This window comes from Nocardia sp. NPDC004068, assembly GCF_042874315.1.
In the GTDB taxonomy this organism is placed as follows: Bacteria; Actinomycetota; Actinomycetes; order Mycobacteriales; family Mycobacteriaceae; genus Nocardia.
In genome coordinates, this window is sequence record NZ_JBIAMW010000014.1 from 146,536 (window position 1) to 164,736 (window position 18,201).

The 18,201-nt window shown below is 68.4% G+C and carries 18 protein-coding genes and 1 pseudogene; 12 read left to right on the top strand and 7 right to left on the bottom strand.

What is annotated here, in order from left to right; translation table 11 throughout:
• Window positions 1–8 precede the first annotated feature (8 nt).
• Window positions 9–1,253, top strand: a complete 1,245-nt coding sequence (locus tag ACFYTQ_RS30065) for a cytochrome P450 (RefSeq protein ID WP_387368382.1) — start codon at window positions 9–11, stop codon at window positions 1,251–1,253.
• 100 nt (window positions 1,254–1,353) lie between these two features.
• Here ACFYTQ_RS30065 and ACFYTQ_RS30070 read toward each other — a convergent pair whose 3' ends face one another.
• The 4 genes from ACFYTQ_RS30070 to ACFYTQ_RS30085 all read right to left on the bottom strand — a co-directional run bounded on the left by ACFYTQ_RS30070 (window position 1,354) and on the right by ACFYTQ_RS30085 (window position 5,052).
• Window positions 1,354–1,770: a nuclear transport factor 2 family protein gene (locus tag ACFYTQ_RS30070; protein WP_387368384.1), complete on the bottom strand. Its 417-nt coding sequence runs from the start codon at window positions 1,768–1,770 to the stop codon at window positions 1,354–1,356.
• Between the two features lie 107 nt (window positions 1,771–1,877).
• On the bottom strand, window positions 1,878–3,044 hold the full coding sequence (locus ACFYTQ_RS30075) for a thiolase domain-containing protein (RefSeq protein WP_387368386.1): 1,167 nt from the start codon (window positions 3,042–3,044) through the stop codon (window positions 1,878–1,880).
• Window positions 3,041–4,060, bottom strand: coding sequence for a thiolase domain-containing protein (locus ACFYTQ_RS30080; RefSeq protein ID WP_387368465.1), 1,020 nt, complete (start codon window positions 4,058–4,060; stop codon window positions 3,041–3,043). Before ACFYTQ_RS30080 ends, ACFYTQ_RS30075 begins: the two co-directional genes overlap by 4 nt.
• Window positions 4,061–4,089: 29 nt before the next feature.
• A complete protein-coding gene (locus ACFYTQ_RS30085; RefSeq protein WP_387368467.1) occupies window positions 4,090–5,052 on the bottom strand; it encodes a Zn-ribbon domain-containing OB-fold protein in 963 nt (320 codons plus the stop codon).
• Between the two features lie 70 nt (window positions 5,053–5,122).
• Here ACFYTQ_RS30085 and ACFYTQ_RS30090 point away from each other — a divergent pair, with 70 nt between their 5' ends.
• From ACFYTQ_RS30090 to ACFYTQ_RS30110, 5 genes and pseudogenes are all read left to right on the top strand, one after another.
• The gene (locus ACFYTQ_RS30090) at window positions 5,123–6,160 is read left to right on the top strand and encodes an LLM class F420-dependent oxidoreductase (protein ID WP_387368388.1); all 1,038 of its coding nucleotides are present in this window, start codon (window positions 5,123–5,125) and stop codon (window positions 6,158–6,160) included.
• Window positions 6,127–7,723: pseudogene (locus ACFYTQ_RS30095) on the top strand (acyl-CoA synthetase). Before ACFYTQ_RS30090 ends, ACFYTQ_RS30095 begins: the two are co-directional and overlap by 34 nt.
• A gap of 131 nt (window positions 7,724–7,854) precedes the next feature.
• Window positions 7,855–9,507, top strand: coding sequence for an acyl-CoA synthetase (locus ACFYTQ_RS30100; RefSeq protein ID WP_387368390.1), 1,653 nt, complete (start codon window positions 7,855–7,857; stop codon window positions 9,505–9,507).
• Between the two features lie 81 nt (window positions 9,508–9,588).
• Window positions 9,589–10,566: an aldo/keto reductase gene (locus ACFYTQ_RS30105; RefSeq protein ID WP_387368392.1), complete on the top strand. Its 978-nt coding sequence runs from the start codon at window positions 9,589–9,591 to the stop codon at window positions 10,564–10,566.
• Between the two features lie 65 nt (window positions 10,567–10,631).
• Window positions 10,632–11,627, top strand: a complete 996-nt coding sequence (locus ACFYTQ_RS30110) for a sigma-70 family RNA polymerase sigma factor (protein WP_387368394.1) — start codon at window positions 10,632–10,634, stop codon at window positions 11,625–11,627.
• 1 nt (window position 11,628) lies between these two features.
• Here the strand turns inward: ACFYTQ_RS30110 and ACFYTQ_RS30115 are convergent, their stop codons facing one another.
• Entirely contained in the window at window positions 11,629–12,036 is a 408-nt protein-coding gene (locus tag ACFYTQ_RS30115) for a VOC family protein (RefSeq protein ID WP_387368396.1), read from the bottom strand.
• A gap of 108 nt (window positions 12,037–12,144) precedes the next feature.
• On the opposite strand from ACFYTQ_RS30115, the gene ACFYTQ_RS30120 reads away from it, so the two are divergent.
• Both ACFYTQ_RS30120 and ACFYTQ_RS30125 read left to right on the top strand, forming a co-directional pair.
• On the top strand, window positions 12,145–12,342 hold the full coding sequence (locus ACFYTQ_RS30120; protein ID WP_387368398.1) for an antitoxin Phd: 198 nt from the start codon (window positions 12,145–12,147) through the stop codon (window positions 12,340–12,342).
• On the top strand, window positions 12,339–12,713 hold the full coding sequence (locus ACFYTQ_RS30125; protein ID WP_387368400.1) for a type II toxin-antitoxin system death-on-curing family toxin: 375 nt from the start codon (window positions 12,339–12,341) through the stop codon (window positions 12,711–12,713). The genes ACFYTQ_RS30120 and ACFYTQ_RS30125 overlap by 4 nt, the downstream gene beginning before the upstream one ends.
• Here the strand turns inward: ACFYTQ_RS30125 and ACFYTQ_RS30130 are convergent.
• Window positions 12,710–13,816, bottom strand: a complete 1,107-nt coding sequence (locus ACFYTQ_RS30130) for an acyl-CoA dehydrogenase family protein (protein ID WP_387368402.1) — start codon at window positions 13,814–13,816, stop codon at window positions 12,710–12,712. The genes ACFYTQ_RS30125 and ACFYTQ_RS30130 overlap by 4 nt on opposite strands.
• Before the next feature lie 15 nt (window positions 13,817–13,831).
• Window positions 13,832–15,022 carry an acyl-CoA dehydrogenase family protein gene (locus ACFYTQ_RS30135; RefSeq protein WP_387368404.1) on the bottom strand — a complete coding sequence of 397 codons (1,191 nt, stop codon included), beginning with the start codon at window positions 15,020–15,022 and terminating at the stop codon, window positions 13,832–13,834.
• A gap of 160 nt (window positions 15,023–15,182) precedes the next feature.
• Here ACFYTQ_RS30135 and ACFYTQ_RS30140 point away from each other — a divergent pair, with 160 nt between their 5' ends.
• The 4 genes from ACFYTQ_RS30140 (at window position 15,183) to ACFYTQ_RS30155 (ending at window position 18,201) form a co-directional block, all read left to right on the top strand.
• Entirely contained in the window at window positions 15,183–15,371 is a 189-nt protein-coding gene (locus tag ACFYTQ_RS30140) for a ferredoxin (RefSeq protein ID WP_387368406.1), read from the top strand.
• A gap of 44 nt (window positions 15,372–15,415) precedes the next feature.
• Window positions 15,416–16,321: a 3-oxoacyl-ACP reductase gene (locus tag ACFYTQ_RS30145; protein ID WP_387368408.1), complete on the top strand. Its 906-nt coding sequence runs from the start codon at window positions 15,416–15,418 to the stop codon at window positions 16,319–16,321.
• Between the two features lie 259 nt (window positions 16,322–16,580).
• Window positions 16,581–17,345 carry an MlaE family ABC transporter permease gene (locus tag ACFYTQ_RS30150; RefSeq protein WP_387368410.1) on the top strand — a complete coding sequence of 255 codons (765 nt, stop codon included), beginning with the start codon at window positions 16,581–16,583 and terminating at the stop codon, window positions 17,343–17,345.
• Window positions 17,346–17,349: 4 nt separating this feature from the next.
• On the top strand, window positions 17,350–18,201 hold the full coding sequence (locus ACFYTQ_RS30155) for an MlaE family ABC transporter permease (protein ID WP_387368412.1): 852 nt from the start codon (window positions 17,350–17,352) through the stop codon (window positions 18,199–18,201).

The following is an 18,201-nucleotide window of genomic DNA, read 5'->3' on the forward strand; positions in this document are numbered from 1 at the left end:
GACGACCCGTGGTTGACACTCGACCGGCGCCCCAGCTTCCGGACGGTTTCGACGTGACCGATCCGGATCTGTGGGCGCAGCGGGTTCCGGTCGAGGAACTCGCGGAGCTGCGCCGGACCGCCCCGATCTGGTGGAACCCCAAGTCGCCCGAGGTCGGCGGCTTCCACGACGACGGCTTCTGGGTGGTCACCAAGCACGCCGATGTCAAGGAGATCTCGCGGCGCAGCGATGTGTTCTCCAACTTCGAGAACACCGCCATCCCGCGGTTCAACGACGACATCACCCGCGAGAACATCGAGATGCAGCGCTTGGTGCTGCTGAACAAGGACGCGCCCGAGCACACCAAACTGCGCAAGCTGGTCTCCAAGGGCTTCACCCCGCGCGCGATCAACGGCCTGCGCGCCGAACTTTCGGCCCGGGCCGCCGCGATCGTCGAGGCCGCCGCGGCCGAGGGGTCCGGCGACTTCGTCACGCAGGTGGCGTGCGAGCTGCCGTTGCAGGCGATCGCCGAGCTGATCGGCATTCCGCAGGAGGACCGGATGAAGGTCTTCCGCTGGTCCAACGAGATGACCGGCTACGACGATCCGGACATCGATGTCGATCCGCTGACCGCCTCGATGGAGATCCTCGGCTACGCCTACCAGATGGCCGAGGCCCGCAAGGCCGCGCCCGAGCAGGACATCGTCACCGAGCTGGTGCACGCCGACATCGACGGTGAGGCGCTGACCTCGGAGGAGTTCGGCTTCTTCGTGATGATGCTCGCGGTCGCGGGCAACGAGACCACGCGAAACGCCATCAGCCACGGCATGATCGCGTTCCTGGACAACCCGGACCAGTGGGAGCTGTTCAAGCGGGAGCGCCCGGCGACGGCCGCCGACGAGATCATCCGCTGGGCCACCCCGGTGAGCACCTTCCAGCGCACGGCCCTCGAGGACGTGGAACTGTCCGGCGTCCAGATGAAGAAGGGCCAGCGCGTCCTGATGATCTACCGCTCGGCCAACTTCGACGAGGACGTCTTCGACCGGCCCTTCACCTTCGACATCACCCGAGACCCCAACCCGCACCTGGCCTTCGGCGGCACCGGCGCCCACTTCTGCATCGGCGCCAACCTGGCCCGCCTCGAGATCGACCTGATCTTCAACGCCATCGCCGACCACCTCCCCGACATCACCCGCCTCGGCGACCCCAAGCGCCTCCGCTCGGGGTGGTTGAACGGGATCAAGGAGTTCCCGGTGGACTACCGGACGAGGTAGTCCCGGCGAAAAGCACGCCGGGAACAGAGGAGTGGCCGCGCCGGGAGCAGGGGGAGTGGCCACGCCGGGAGCAGGAGAGGGGCCGCGCCGGGAGCGGCCGTCACTCCTTGCGCATGGTCGCCATTGCGCGGTCGGTCTCCCAGAACGCGCGCAGGGCGGTGATCTTGCCGGAGGCGTCGACGCGGTAGGTGAATACGCCCTCCGCGTCGATGACGTGGCCGGCCATGCGGGTGCGGATGAGGCCGGTGAAGGCGATCTCGTGGCCGCAGGCGAAGGAGTCCTCGAAGAGGAACTCGATCGATTCGGTGGGGGCGATGGCCTTGTCCCAGAAGGCGGCGATGGCGTCGCGGCCGCGGTGGCCGCGGCCCTCGGGGTCGAAGACCGAGGGGCCGATGGGGTCCTCGACGATGCCGTCGGGGGCGAACAACGCGAGCCATGCCTGCTTGTCGCGGGCGCGGACGGCGGCTTGAGATGCGCGACCCGCGAGCCGGGCGGGATGATCGGTGGTGGTGGTCATGCTGCCTCGAATGAGTTTGCTGATGAATTTACAAATGTCCTTGAAATCTGCATCAGAACTTGTGGCGAAATCGGATTGTGGCCGCGCACAATCCGTTCCGCCTGAAACTACGGCTGTTCGCTGCCGACCACCCACATGGAGAAGTACTGCGACCCGCCGCCGTATGCGTGACCGAACGCCTTTCGCGCCCCGTCGACCTGGTAGTCACCGGCCCGCCGCATCACCTGTTTGGCCGCTTCGGCGAATCGGATCAGGCCCGAGGCGCCGATCGGATTGGAACTGAGCACGCCGCCGGACGGATTCACCGGCAGCTTCCCGCCGATCTCGGTCTCCTTGGCGTCGGTCAGCTTCCAGCCCTCGCCCTCGGCGGTGAAGCCGAGGTTCTCCAGCCACATCGGCTCGAACCAGGAGAACGGCACATAGATCTCGGCCGCGTCGATCTCCTCGAGCGGATTGGTGATCCCGGCCTGTCGCCACAGCGCCGCGGCCGCGTCCCGGCCCGCCTGCGGGCTGACCTGATCGCGCCCGGCGTAGGCCAGCGGTTCGGTGCGCATCGCGGTGCCGTGCACCCACGCCACCGTGCGGCCCGCGGACTCCGCGGCCTTGGCCGACGCCTCGTCGCCGAGCACGATGGCGCACGCGCCGTCGGAGGAGGGGCAGGTCTCGTCGAAACGGATTGGGTCCCAGAGCATTTGCGAGGCCAGCACCGATTCCATGGTGATGTCGGCCTGCTGGAGATGGGCCAGCGGATTGCGCGCGCCGTTGCGGCGATCCTTCACCGCGACCATGGCGCCGATGTGCAGGGGCGCGCTGGAGCGCCGGATGTAGGCGCGAACGTGCGGGGCGAAGTATCCGCCCGCGCCCGCGCCGACCGGCTTGGTGAACGGCACCGGATTCGACAGCGCCCACATGGCATTGGATTCGGACTGCTTCTCCCAGGCCACCGCGAGCACCTTGCCGTGCACCCCGGCCTGGACCTGGTTGGCGGCGACGATACCGGTCGACCCTCCGACCGACCCCGCGGTGTGCACGCGCAGCATCGGTTTCCCGCTGGCGCCCAACGCGTCGGCGAGGAACAGCTCGGGCATCATCGAACCCTCGAACAGGTCCGGCGCCTTGCCGACCACGACGGCATCGATCTCGGCCATCGTGAGCTCGGCGTCCTCGAGCGCGCGATCGATTGCCTCGCGGATCATCCCGGCCATGGAAACGTCGGTGCGTTTCGTCACGTGATGGGTTTGGCCGGTGCCGAGCACGGCCGTGGGGTTGCTCATCGTGCCTCCAGGGTGGCCACAAGGTTCTGCTGCAACGCCGGGCCGCTCGCCGCGTGGGCGAGGGCGCGCCGGGCGTTGCCGTTGATGATTTCGGTGGCGGCGAAGCCGATGCGTTCCAGGCCCGCCGCGAACATGGGGTTGCCCGCGAGCGCGCCGCCGGACGGATTGATCCGGGTGCCCGCGCCCAGGCCGAGGGCCTCGGCCAGGATGAGCTGCTCGTGGCTGAACTGGGCGTGCAGCTCGGCGATGTCGAAATCGCTTGCGTCCCCGCCGGTCACGTCGCGCGCGGCCGCGGCGGCCGAGGGCGAGGTGGTGAGATCGCGGGCGCCCAGTACGGGGGTGTCGATCCGATGGGCGATGCCGGTGATCCAGGCCGGATTCGGGCACAGCTCGCGTGCCCGGTCACCGGCCGCGAGCACGACGGCCGCCGCGCCGTCGGTGATCGGCGCGATGTCGTGGGCGCGCAGCGGATCGGCGACATACGGTGCGGCCAAACGCTTTTCGAGATCGGCGGCGTCGCTCGCGGTGACCGCCGCCATATCCTTCTCGGTCCACTTCCCCGCGTCCAGCCCGGCGCGCGCCTGGAGCCCGGCCATCGAGACCGCGTCCGGCCACAGCGGCGCGACCAGATAGGGATCGGTCTGCATGGTCAGCACCTGGCGCAGGATGCCCGCCGACGGCTTGCCGAAGCCGTACACCAGCGCCGTCTTCGCCTGTCCGGAGCGGATTTTCACCCACGCCTCGTACAGCGCCCAGGCCGCGTCCATCTCCACGTGCGATTCGTTGATCGGCGGCACCGCGCCGATGGAGTCGATCGCGGAGATGAACGAGAAGGCCCGTCCGGCAAGGTAATCCGAGGATCCGGAGCACCAGAAGTCGATATCGGAGACCGAGATGCCGAGCGTGTCGTACAGCTCGCGGAAGCAGGGCACCAGCATCTCGACGCCGTTGGTGGTGCCGTAGGTCTCGGGGACGTGCGGGGCGTGCGCGAAGCCCACCACCGCGATATCGGTCACGTTGTCGCTCAAGGTCTTTCAGCGCCTCTCTACAGGTGGTGCGCGTAGGTCTCGTATTCGGCGTCGGGCTCGCCGGTGGGCTCGAAGTGGGCCACGTTGTCCAGCCCGTCGTAGGTCCACTCCGCGCGCGGCTTCCACACGGCCTTGACGCGCAGCCCCATGCGCACCTCGCTCGGCTCACAGCCCAGCACCAGATGCAGGAACGGGATGTCCGCGCCGTCGAGCAGGATGTAGGCGGCCACGTACGGCGGCTTGATGCGCTGACCCTGGAACGGCACGTTCACGATGCAGAAGGTGGTGACGATGCCGGTGTCGGCGAGGTCGACGTAGTCCTCGGTCGCCTCACCGGTGCGCGGATCGGCGCCGCGCGGCGGGAAGTAGACCTTGCCGTCGGCGGCCCGCGCGCCGATGAGCCTGCCCTCGGCGATGCCGCGCAGGAACACCGTCTCCTGCGGCGAGGCGGTGTGCTTGTAGCGCAGGTCGATCGGGGTCACGATGCCCGTCACCGGTTCGCCGGGGTCGGCGTCGGCGGGCGCGGTGGAGGTGTCGCCGGGCTCGAAACACACGATGTCGCCGATGACGCCCGTGCGCTCGGCGGCCCAGCGCGCCCGCACCCGCATCCCGGTGTGGATGTCCTCGGGCGCGGCGACGTCGACCGCGTGCAGCAGGCCGGTGTCCGCGCCGTCGAGTTTGATCAGCGCGTAGGCGAACGGGCGGTCGAAGGGCTGGCCGGGCAACGGCTCCCGCACCCACGACCACGTCTGCACGGTGCCGACATCGGCGACGTCGACGAACTCGGTCAGCCGTTCGGAGGTCACCGGATCGAACTCCGCGGGCGGAACCAGCACGCGCCCGTCCGAGCCGCGGACCCCGACCACGCGTCCGGCGCGCAACCCGGTGAGGAAGCGCCCGATGGTCGGTCCGACCGAGCGGGTGTAGTCGAACTTCATGCGCAGTTCCGCGGCGAGAATGTCGGGAATTGCGCCGGTCATGGTGTTCCCCTGAGTCACGATATCGAGTAGAACAGGTTCTTATTCTGGTGGCAAGAGAAAGGTCCCGCCCATGCGATTCGGATTGCAGCTCGGTTACTGGGGCGCGCGGCCGCCCGCCCAGGCCGCGGAGATGGTGATCGCCGCCGAGGAGATCGGATTCGACGCCGTCTTCACCGCCGAGTCCTGGGGGTCGGACGCGTTCACCCCGCTGGCCTGGTGGGGGTCGGCGACCCGCCGGGTGCGGCTGGGCACCTCGGTGGCGCAGCTGTCGGCGCGCACGCCCACCGCCACCGCCATGGCCGCGCTGACCCTCGACCACCTCAGCGGCGGACGGGCCGTGCTGGGCCTCGGCGTCTCCGGTCCCCAGGTGGTGGAGGGCTGGTACGGGCAGCCGTTCGAGAAGCCGTTGCGGCGCACCCGCGAGTACGTCGACATCGTCCGGCAGGTGCTGGCCCGCGAGGGCAAGGTCACCAGCGACGGGCCGCACTATCCGCTGCCCTACCGGGGTCCGGGCGCGACCGGCCTCGGCAAGCCGCTCAAGCCGATCACCCACCCGCTACGTGCGGATATCCCGATCTGGCTGGGCGCGGAGGGCCCGAAGAACGTGGCGCTGACCGCCGAGATCGCGGACGGCTGGCTGGCCATCTACTACACCCCGCGGCTCGCCGGAATGTACGACGAATGGCTCGACGAGGGCTTCGCCCGCCCGGGTGCGCGGCGCTCGCGCGCGGACTTCGAGATCGCCGCGAGCTGCCAGGTGCTCATCACCGACGACACCCGCGGCGAACTCGATCGGATCAAGCCGGTGATGGCCCTCTACATCGGCGGCATGGGCGCGGAGGAGCTGAACTTCCACGCCCAGGTGTACCGCCGGATGGGCTACGGCGAGGTGGTCGACGAGATCACCACGCTGTTCCGATCCGGCCGCAAGGACGAGGCCGCGGCGGCCGTTCCGGACGAGCTCATCCTCGACACCGCGATCATCGGCGACGAGGCGCATGTGCGCGAGCAGCTCGAGGTCTGGGCGAAGGCGGGGGTCGGCATGCTGCTCGTGACGACCCACTCGGTGGATCAATTGCGGGCCCTCGCCCCTCTTGTCCAGGGGTAGAACACGTTCTAGATTCGAGGGATGACTTCGACGGAGCAGCTGGGACTGTGGAACATCGCTGCCGCCGCCCCCGAACGGATCGCGGTCGTCGATCCGTCGGGGCGGGAGATCGGCTACGGGGAACTGGCCGGACAGGCCGACCGGATCGCACGGGGCTTGCAGGCCAAGGGGTTACGGCCCGGGGACGTGCTGGTCTCCATGGTGCACAACAGCGCCGAGGCGCTGGCGGTGTACTTCGCCGCGTATCAGGCGGGGCTCTACATCGTCGCGGTGAACTGGCATCTGACCGGACCGGAGGTCGCCTACATCCTCGGTGACAGCGAGGCCAAGGTGTTCATCGCCGACAAGCGCTTCGCCGAGGCCGCCCGCATCGCCGCGGACGAGGCGAATGTGCCTGCGGCGGCGCGCTATTCGGTGGGCACGGTCCCGGGCTTCCAGGATCTGGCGGAGCTGGGCGCGGGGGAGACCGGGCGGCCCGAGGTGCGCACCACGGGCGCGCCCATGCTCTACACCTCCGGAACCACGGGCCGCCCCAAGGGCGTTAGGCGCCCGCTGACCGGCGCCGATCCGGATGTGGTCGGCCCGCAGGCGACCGGCTTCTTCGGGTTGTTCGACCTGCGGCCGTTCGACGATCACGTGCACATCTGCGGCTCGCCGCTGTATCACACGGCCGTGCTGAACTTCGCCTCCATCTCGATTCAGTTGGGGCACAAGGTCGTTCTGATGGACAAGTGGGATCCGGAGGAGATGCTGCGGCTGATCGAGCGGCATCGCGTGACCCACAGCCACATGGTGCCCACGCAGTTCCATCGGCTGCTGGCGCTGCCCGAGGACGTCCGCGCGAAGTACGACGTGTCCTCGCTGCGCTGCATGATCCACGGGGCCGCGCCGTGCCCGCAGGAGACCAAGCGGCGGATGCTCGAGTGGTGGGGTCCGGTGGTCACCGAGTACTACGCCGCGACCGAGGGCGGCGGGACCTCCATCACGGGCGCGGAGTGGCTGCGCAAGCCGGGTTCGGTGGGCAAGGCGTGGCCGTACGCGGTGGTCAAGGTGCTCGGCGAGGACGGCACGGAGTTGCCGCCCGGCGAGATCGGCCAGGTGTACCTGCGGATGGGCGGGTCCAACTTCGAGTACCACAAGGACAAGGCCAAGACCGAGGGCGCGCGCGTGGGCGATCTGTTCACCGTCGGCGACATCGGGTACATGGACGACGAGGGCTATCTGTTCCTCTGTGATCGGCGCTCGGATCTGATCCTGTCCGGCGGGGTGAACATCTACCCGGCCGAGATCGAGAGCGAGCTGATCACCCATCCGAAGGTCGCCGATGTCGCGGTTTTCGGTGTGCCGCACCCGGATTGGGGCCAGGAGGTCAAGGCCGTCGTGCAGCCCGCGCCGGGGGTGACCGCCGATGAGGAACTCACCCGGGAACTGCTGGCGTTCGCGGCCGCCCGGTTGGCCAAGTACAAGCTGCCGCGCAGCGTCGACTATCTGGACGAGCTGCCGCGCGATCCGAACGGAAAGCTCTACAAGCGCAAACTGCGGGAGAGGTATGTGAGCGCCTGACCGCCCGCGCACCCCGCCCGCCCGGCCCGCCGGGCGGGCGTTCGGTGTTGGGAAAGGGCCCTTTCGCCGGTTTTGGTAAACACCGTAAATTGAGTCTTGTCAGGCGTGAGAACGCGTTCTATTTTTGACCTGTGAGCTACAACATAGCGGACCTTGTCGAACACACCGTCGACCTCGTGCCGGACCGTGTCGCGCTGGCCGACGACACCCGCTCGGTGACCTACGCTCAGCTGGAGGACCGGGCCAATCGGCTCGCGCACTACCTGCAGGAACACGGGGTTCGACCGGGCGACAAGGTCGGGCTCTACTCGCGCAACACCATCGAGGCCGTCCAGGCCATGGTCGCCATCTTCAAGGTGCGCGCCGTCATGGTGAACGTGAACTTCCGATACGTCGAGAACGAGTTGCAATACATCTTCGACAATTCGGATATGGTCGCGCTTATTCACGAGCGTCGGTATTCCGACCGGGTGGCCGGAGTGCGCCCGAATACGCCGAAGCTGAAGACGGTCGTCGTCGTGGACGACGGTACCGAAGACCGGTTCCCCACCGCAGCGGATTCGGCGGAATACGAGGCCGTGCTGGCCGCCTCCTCGGGCGCGCGCGACTTCGAGGACCGCTCGCCCGACGACATCCTGATGATCTACACCGGCGGCACCACCGGCCTGCCCAAGGGCGTCATGTGGCGGCAGGAGGACTGGTGGCGGGTGCTCGGCGGCGGCATCAGCTTCTACGACGGCAGCTACATCGACGACGAGTGGGAGCAGGCCAAGAAGGGCGCGGCGGGCAACCAGATGGTCCGCTACCCGGCCCCGCCGATGATTCACGGCGGCGCGCTGACCGCGACCTTCCACAGCCTGTTCGACGGCGGCAAGGCCATCATGCTGCCGGAGTTCAGCGCGCACGGCGTGTGGCAGGCCATCGACCGGCACGAGGTCAACATGATCTTCATAACCGGCGACGCCATGGCCCGGCCCATGCTGGACGCGCTGAAGGCCGGGAACCCGGAAACCGGTGAGCCGTACCGGCATTCGAGCCTGTGGGCGCTCGCCTCGAGCGCGGCGCTGTTCTCCCCGGCGCTCAAGGACGAGTTCATCGAGCTGCTGCCGAACACGGTGATCACCGACTCCATCGGCGCCACCGAGACCGGCTTCGGCGGTCTGTCGATCGCGACCAAGGGCGCGACCCACACCGGCGGACCGCGGGTCAAGATCGACGCGTCCACGCATGTGCTCGACGACGACGGCAATCCGGTCGTCCCCGGTTCGGGGCAGGTCGGATTCATCGCGCGCCGGGGCCACATCCCGGTCGGGTACTACAACGACCCGGTCAAGACGGCGGCGACCTTCAAGGAGTTCCACGGCGTCCGCTACTCCATCCCCGGCGACTACGCCCGGGTGGAGGAGGACGGCACCGTGACCATGCTCGGCCGGGGTTCGGTGAGCATCAACAGCGGCGGCGAGAAGATCTACCCGGAGGAGGTCGAGGGCGCGCTCAAGTGTCATCCGGATGTCTTCGACGCCTTGGTGATCGGCGTGCCCGACGAGCGCTGGGGACAGCGGGTGGCCGCCGTCGTGCAGTGCCGCGGCGACCGCAGGCCCACCCTCGAGGAGTTGCGGCCGGTGCTGAACCGGGAGATCTCCTCCTACAAGCTGCCGCGCACGCTCTGGTACGTCGAGGAGATCAAGCGGTCCCCGGCGGGCAAGCCCGACTACAAGTGGGCGCACGCGCACGCCGAGGCCAATCCGGCCGACGACGACGCGCCCGCCCCGGCCACCAAATAGCACAGCGCGCCATAGCCTTTCCGATGGACGGCATCGGAAAGGCTATTGGCGATCCTCGGTGCTCTCGATGACGATGTGGGCATGCAGCAACGCGAGCTCGGGGCCACCGGCCCGGCCGTCTCGGCCGTCGGGCTGGGATGTATGGGATTCTCACAGGGGTACGGCCAGGTCGACGACGACGAGTCGGTGGCCGCCATCCACGCCGCGATCGACTCGGGGACAACGCTTTTCGACACGGCCATGAGCTACGGCAGCGGCCACAACGAGCGGCTGCTCGCCCGCGCGCTGCGCGGTGTCGGCGAGAACGTCACGGTCGCGACGAAATTCGGCATCGTGCGCACCGCGGACGGGGTGGGGCTGGACGGCGATCCCGCTCGGGTGCGCGAGTACTGCGACGCCTCGCTGGCCCGGCTGGAGCGCGACGTCATCGATCTGTACTACCTGCACCGGGTCGATCCGCGGGTGCCGGTGGCCGAAACCGTCGGGGCCATGGCCGAATTGGTGACGGCGGGCAAGGTGCGCCACCTCGGCATCTCCGAGGCGACACCGGACCAGCTGGCCCGGGCCGCGGCCGTGCATCCGATCGCGGCCGTGCAGTTCGAATGGTCGCTGCTGTGGCGCGAACCGGAGCGGGACGTGGTCCCGGCCGCGCGGGAGCTGGGCATCGGGCTCGTGCCCTACAGCCCGCTGGGCCGCGGGCTGCTGACCGCCACCCTCGACGCGAACAGCGTGGGCGCCAGCGCGTTCCGCCGCGACGATCCGCGCTTCCAGGGAGACAGCTTGGCGGACAACCTTTCCCAGGTGGCGGCCCTGCGCGACGTCGCCGCCGGGCTCGGGCTCACCGCCGGGCAGCTGGCACTGGCGTGGCTGCTGGCGCGGGGACCGGATGTGGTGCCGATTCCGGGCAGCCGCCGCGCCGCGCGCATCGCCGAGAACGCGGCGGCCGCGGCGGTCGAGCTGAGCGCCGAACAGCTCGACGAACTGGAACGCATCGTCCCGATCGAGGGCTGGGCGGGGGATCGGCGATCGTTCGGGGCGCCGTCGACCACGCGGTCGTAGCACTCGTCGGGAAACCCTCGTTTTCGGGGTATTACTTGTCGGTGCCCTGTGCCAGGCTGTCAGGCATGAGCGAGACGGGCAGTTCCACAGGCACCGTGGACGAGGTGCTGCGCCAGTTCGAGGGGTATCGGCGGGAGCTGTGCGCTTACGCCTACCGGATGTTGGGGTCCTCCTTCGAGGCCGAGGACGCCGTGCAGGAGACCTTCACCCGGGCGTGGAAGGCCTACGACTCCTTCGAGGGCCGGGCCAGCCTGCGGTCGTGGCTGTACAAGATCACGACGAACGTGTGCCTCGACATGCTCGACGGACCGCAGCGCCGGGCCCGGCCGATGGACCTGAACGGCCCGTCCGATCCGGACCGTCCGCTGCCCCCGCCGCAGCCGGACTACGTCTGGATCGAGCCGATCCCCAACGGCCTGGCCTTCGGCTCCGATCCGGCCGAACACGCCACGGCCAAGGATTCGCTGCGGCTGGCGTTCGTGGCCGCGGTCCAGCACCTGCCCGCCACCCAGCGCGCGATCCTGATCATGCGCGAGGTGCTGCGGTTCTCGGCCAACGAGACGGCCGAGGCGCTCACCATGTCGCCCGCCTCGGTGAACAGCGCCCTGCAACGCGCGCGGGCCACCATGGCCAAGGTGCAGCCCAGCCAGTCGAACTCCTACGACGAGAACGACGCGCAGCAGCGCAAACTCGTCGACGGCTTCGTGCGGGCCTTCGAGGCCTACGACATGGACGCGCTCACCGCCCTGCTCAAGGAGGACGTCGCGCTGTCCATGCCACCGTTCGATCTGTGGGTCAGCGGTCCGGCCAATGTCGCGGAGTTCATGCAGTCCCCGGGGCCGTCGGCGTGCCGGGGCTCCAAGATGATTCCGCTCGCGGGCGCCAACGGCCTGCCCGCGTTCGGGCAGTACAAGCCCAGCGGCGAGCCCGGCTTGTACACCCCGTGGTCGATCACCGTGCTGGAGTTCGACGAGGGCCGGATCAGCGGGCTGAACTTCTTCCTGGACACCGAGCGACTGTTCCCGCTGTTCGGCCTGCCGCCGGAGCTCCGCGAGGAGTGAGTCAGCCCGCCATGTGGAAGGGCTCCCAGTGGTGCCCGTCCGGGTCGCGGAAGGCACGCCCGTGCATGCCGACCGCGGCCTCCTGGGCCCGCTTGTCCTCGTTCACCAGTTCGGTGCCGCCCGCGCGCAGCGCGGCCGCGGTCAACTGGTCGACCGCCTCCGGACTGCCCAGCGCGAGGGCGTAGGTGGCCGCGGTGGTGGTTCCCGCGTCGGCGATGGGCCGATCGGTGAACGTCGTGAAGAACGGCTTCACCAGCAGCATCAGGCAGATGTTGTCGTCCACCACCACACAGGCGGCGTTCTCGTCGCTGAAGTCCTGATTCACCTTCCACCCCAGGGTCTCGTAGAAGGTCATGGACCGCTCCAGATCATCCACGGGAAGATTCAAGAAGATCATCTTGGTGGCCATGGTCGGTCCTCTCGACGGCGCGGTCGCGTACGTATGCATCGATAACGACGCCCCGCGCCGCCGGAACTCATCGGCGGGCCGGGTGGTACCACGCAGTACCATTGCGGCATGGCCGGCCTCAACATCAGATTCACCGAAGAGGAGTTGAACGCCTTGCGCGCTCGTTCCGATGCGGAAGGCGTGAGCATGCAGTCGTTCGTCCACGATGCGGTGATGCTCGCGATCAACGAGCGGTCTCGCCGGTTCAACGAGGCCGCTGATCACGTGCTGCGGGTCAGTGCGGAACTGAACCGGAGACTTGCTTGATGGAGTACCTGACTCTGCAGGAACTGCTGAATCTTGCTGAGCGATTGGGTACTCCGGACGTCCGCGACTACGGTCTCCTCGACTCCGCGTTGGCACGTCCTCAAACGAGCGTTTTCGGACAGGATGCCTATCCGGATGTCTGGCTGAAGGCGGCGGCGTTGATGGAGTCGTTGGCCCGAAACCACGCCTTGGTGGACGGCAATAAACGACTCGCATGGTACGCCACCTGGGTTTTCCTGCAGCTGAACGGCCATCGCCTCGATACGAACTTCGACGTCGACGAGGCGGAGCGCGTTGTGTTGGCTGTCTGTCAGGGCAGGTTGGACGTACCGGCGATCGCGAAGGAGCTTGCGAGGTTCGACCGGAGCTAATCGCGCTCGGCCAGGAGGTCGCCCAGGGCGCGGAGGTGGTCGGTGGCGCCGCCGAGGGCGAACTCGTTGTGTTTGGCGGCGGTGAAGTAGTTGTGCACGACGTGGTCGCGGTCGATGCCGACGCCGCCGTGGACGTGGACGACGGTGTGGGCGATGCGGTGGCCCGCCTCGGCGGCCCAGAATTTGGCGGTGTGGATCTCGGCGGCGGCGGGGAGGTCCTCCGACAGTCGCCAGGCGGCCTGGGTGACGGCCAGGCGGAGGCCCTGGAGGTCGATGTAGCCGTCGGCGAGGCGCTGGGCGACGGCCTGGAAGCCACCGATCTTGCGGCCGAACTGCTCACGCTCGCGGCCGTATTCGGCGACCAGATCGAGCGCGCGTTCCAGGGTGCCGAGCTGCTGGGCGGCCAGGCCGAGCCAGCCGTACTCGAGCAGCCGGGTGAGGATCTCGGCGCCCGTGTCGGTCGAGCCCACCAATTGTGCCGGGGCGGAGTCGAATTCGATCTCCGCGTCGGGGGAGTGGTCCACCACCTGTTGCGGCGTCACCCTCACCCCGGTCGCCGACGGATCCACCAGGAACACCGCGGGTGCGCCGGAAACGTTGGCGGACACCAGGATTCGATCGGCCTGCGCCGCGAACGGGACGACCGTCTTCGCGCCGGTCAGCCGCCAGCCGTCGGCGTCCTCGGCGGCCGTCGTCGTGGGCGCGGCGGGATCCCAGTTGCGCTCCTCGGACAGCGCCACCGTGAGCACGGCCTGACCGGACCCGGCCTTGGCCGCCCACTCCCGCTGTTCGGCGGAGCCGTAGCGGGCCAGGGTGCTCGCGCCGAGCACGATCGACCACAGGAAGGGCACGGCCGCAACCGATTTGCCCAGCTCGCGCAGCACCACCGTCTGTTCCGGAATACCCAGCTCGCTGCCGCCCACGGCCTCGGGCAGGGTCGCCGCCAGGACGCCGGTCTCGGCCAGCGCGTGCCACAGCGCCTCGTCGAACCGGACCTCGGCCTTGTCCAGTTCGCGCAGGCGGTCGGCGGTGACCAGCTTGTCGCACACCTCGCCCGTCAGCCGGGCCAGATCCTGCTGTGCTTCGGTGGGGGTGAAATCCATTGCGATACTCCGGATCTAGCGGGCGGCTGCGGGCTGTTTCAGGGCGGTCATGGCGATGATGTCGCGCTGGACCTCGTTGGTGCCGCCGCCGAAGGTGAGGATGAGGCAGGCGCGGTGCATCCGCTCGAGGCGGCCGCGCAGGGCAGCGCCGGGGGAGTCCTGCCGCAGATACGCCTGCGGGCCGAGGACCTCCATGAGCAATCGGTATGCCTCCGTGGCCAATTCGGTGCCCAGCACCTTGCAGGTGGAGGCGTCCCACGGGCGCGGGGCCGCGTCGTCGGCGTCGGCGCGGGCGGCGATCTCCCAATTGAGCAGCTTCAGGTATTCGACCTTGGCGTGCACGCGGGCCAGATTGATCCGCACCCATTCGCCGTCGATCACGCGAGAACCGCGGGCGTCCTTCGTGTTTCGCGCCCAGTCCAACGTCTGGGTCAGGGCCAGTTGCAGCGGCGCGGCCGAGGTGAGCGCGACCCGCTCGTGGTTGAGCTGATTGGTGACCAGCGGCCAGCCGCCGTTCTCGGGGCCGACCAGTGCCGTCGCGGGCACCCGCACGTCCTGATAGTAGGTCGCGCTGGTGTCGGGCCCGGCCATGGTGTGCACCGGCGTCCAGGAGAAGCCCGGGGCCGTGGTCGGCACGATGAACATGCTGATGCCCTTGTGCTTCTTGGCATTCGGGTCGGTGCGGGCCGCGAGCCAGATGTAGTCGGCGTACTGGATGAGGCTGGTCCACATCTTCTGCCCGTTGATGACCCAGTCGTCGCCGTCGCGCACGGCCGTGGTGCGCAGCGACGCCAGATCGGTGCCCGCGCCCGGCTCCGAGTAGCCGATGGAGAAGTGCAGCTCACCCGCGGCGATCTTGGGCAGGAAGAACTTCTTCTGCTCCTCGGTGCCGTAGTGCATGATCGTCGGCGCGACCGAGTTGATGGTCAGGAACGGCACCGGCGCGCCCGCGCTCGCGGCCTCGTCGGTGAAGATGAGCTGGTCGAGCATCGGCCGGTCCTGCCCGCCGAACTCCTTCGGCCAGCCCAGCGCGAGCCAGCCGTCGCGGCCCATATCGCGCACGACGTCGCGGTAGACGTTCCCGTGGCCGTACTCGCCGGTCTGCGCGCTCAGCGCCGCGCGTCGCTCGGGGGTGATGAGCTTCGCGAAGTACTCGCGCAGCTCCGCCCGCAGCTGCTCCTGCTGGGATGTATAGGCGATCCGCATACGCGCACCTCTTGTCGATTCGATGGCCGCCGGGGATGGTCCCGATCATTGCATACCGAGTGAAACATGTTCCAGTATGGACCCGGGAACCGGTCGTTTCCGTCGCGCCGACCGGGGTCGGCTTGTTAATCTCGCGGTACCTGCGGCAAAGGAGTCATCGATGAAGCTCAGCGTGGATTTCGACCAGTGCGAGGCGAACGGCATCTGCGTCGGAATCGCCCCCGACGTCTTCGAACTCGACGACGAGGATCAGCTGCACGTCGCGCTGACCGAGGTGCCCGACGATCGGCTCGACGACGTGCGCACCGCGGTGGCCCAGTGTCCGAAGGCCGCGCTCCGGCTCGAGTGAACCGACCCTTGCCAGTGAACTGGAACACGTTCTAGAGTCACGGCGTGGGAGACAACGAACAGAGCCTTTCCGGTCGAGTCGCGATCGTGACCGGAGCCGGTGCCGGACTGGGCCGGGCCGAGGCGCTCGCGCTGGCCCGTGCCGGGGCCGCGGTCGTGATCAACGACCTGGCCGAGAACGAGGCGGCCGCGGCGACGCTGGCCGACATCCGGGCGCTCGGCGTGAAGGCGGAATTCGTGGGCGGCAGCGTGGCCGAGCGGGCCACCGCCGACGCCCTCATCCGCACCGCGGACGAGACCTTCGGCGGCGTGGACATCGTCGTGAACAACGCCGGAATCGTCCGCGACCGAATGCTTTTCAACATGTCCGACGAGGACTGGGACGCCGTCCTCGCGGTCCATCTGCGCGGGCACTTCCTGCTCACGCGCAACGCCGCGGCCTATTGGCGCGGCAAGTCCAAGGAGTCGGGCGGCCCGGTGTACGGGCGGCTGATCAACACCTCCTCCGAGGCGGGCCTGCTCGGTCCCGAGGGGCAGGCGAACTACGCCGCGGCCAAGGCGGGCATCACCGCGCTGACGCTGTCGGCGTCGCGGGTCATGGCCCGCTACGGCGTGCGGGCCAACGCGATCTGCCCGCGGGCGCGCACGGCGATGACCGAGAGCGTCTTCTCCGACGCGCCCGACGAGGGCCCGGATCCGCTCTCGCCCGATCACGTCGGCCGGTTGGTCGCCTATCTCGCGTCCCCGGCCGCCGACGCGATCTCCGGTCAGGTGTTCGTGGTCTACGGCCGGATGGTCGCGCTCATGGCCGCGCCGGAGGTCGAGCGTCGCTTCGACGCCGCGGGCGCGGAGTGGACACCGGCCGAGCTGGCCGACGAACTCGGAAACTATTTCGCACGGCGTCCCGAGGGGCGTACGTTCTCGGCATCGTCCCTGCGCGATCTGGGCTGACTCCCGGCTCGCGCCGCCACCGACCGCGACCGCCTGTTGATCGGCGGTCCGGCAGTTGGTAGACATGGGATCGGTATGTGCGTTGCTTCACAAAGGCAATTCATATGCGCTATGAACACGTTCTATCTTCTGGTACCGCTCCAGAAGAAAAGAGCACTTCAAAAGTGGTCGAATTGTGATCTTAAGAACCGAGAACGTGTTCTAATCTTCAGACGGGGTACAGGGTGGTACCGCTGGGCAGGGCTAGGAGGAATCGCGGATGAACGAGGTTCTTGCCGTGCCGTTGCGAGCGGTCGGCGGGTTCTTCGAACTCACCGCCGCCGTCGCCCGCGCGGCCGTGCGGCCGCCGTTTCAACGCCGCGAATTCATCGACCAGTCCTGGTTCGTCGCGCGGGTATCGATCATTCCGACCCTGCTGGTCGCGATTCCGTTCACCGTGCTGGTGAGCTTCACGCTCAATATCCTGCTGCGCGAGATCGGCGCGGCCGACCTGTCCGGCGCCGGAGCGGCGTTCGGCGCGGTCACCCAGGTCGGTCCGATCGTCACGGTGCTGATCGTGGCCGGGGCGGGCGCGACCGCGATCTGCGCGGATCTGGGCGCGCGCACGATCCGCGAGGAGATCGACGCCATGCGGGTGCTCGGCATCGATCCGGTGCACCGGCTGGTGGTGCCGCGCGTGCTGGCCTCGATGTTCGTCGCGGCGCTGCTGAACGGGCTGGTGTGCACGATCGGCATCGTCGGCGGCTTCCTGTTCTCGGTGTTCCTCCAGGGCGTCAATCCCGGATCGTTCGTCAACGGCATCACGCTGCTGACCCATCTGCCGGAGTTGGTCATCTCCGAGGTCAAGGCCACGCTGTTCGGTCTGGTCGCCGGTCTCACGGCGTGCTACCTCGGACTCAACGTCCGGGGCGGGCCCAAGAGCGTCGGTGACGCGGTCAATCAGACGGTGGTGTTCTCGTTCATGGCGCTGTTCGTGGTCAACGTGGTGGTCACCGCCGTCGGCATCAAGTTCACGGCGCGGTGACGGTATGGCGTTCGTGATCGAATCCCGCTTCCCGCGTACTGTTCGACGCGTGCGAAGGATGTCCGACTCGCTCGACAATGTCGGAAGACATGCCCTCTTCTACGCACAGTCGCTGGCCTCGGTGCCCCGGGCGCTGACCCACTACCGCACCGAGACGATCCGGCTCATCGCGGAGATCAGCATGGGCACGGGCGCGCTGGCGGTGATCGGCGGCACGGTGGTGATCGTCGGCTTCCTGACCCTGTTCGCGGGCGGCACGATCGCCGTGCAGGGCTACAGCTCGCTGGGCAATATCGGCGTCGAGGCGCTGACCGGCTTCTTCGCCGCGTTCATCAACGTGCGCATCGCCGCGCCGGTGATCTCCGGCATCGGCCTGGCCGCCACCATCGGGGCGGGCTCGACCGCGCAGCTGGGCGCGATGCGGGTGGCCGAGGAGATCGACGCGCTCGAGTCCATGGCGATCCGGCCGGTGCCGTTCCTGGTCGGGACGCGGGTGCTCGCGGGCATGATCGCGATCGTGCCGCTGTACGCGCTCGCGGTGATCGCCTCGTTCGTGGCCAGCCGGTTCGCGACCGTGGTGATCTACGGGCAGTCGGCCGGTGTCTACGACCACTACTTCTCGACCTTCCTGATCCCCACGGACATCCTCTGGTCGTTCGTGCAGGCGATCTTCATGGCCTTGGCGGTCATGATGATTCATACGTATTACGGATATCACGCCACCGGCGGTCCCGTCGGGGTCGGCGTGGCGGTGGGCAACGCGGTGCGCGCCTCACTGGTCGCGGTCGTGACCGTGACCCTGCTGGTCTCGCTGGCCATCTACGGCACCTCCGGCAATTTCCATCTCTCGGGGTAG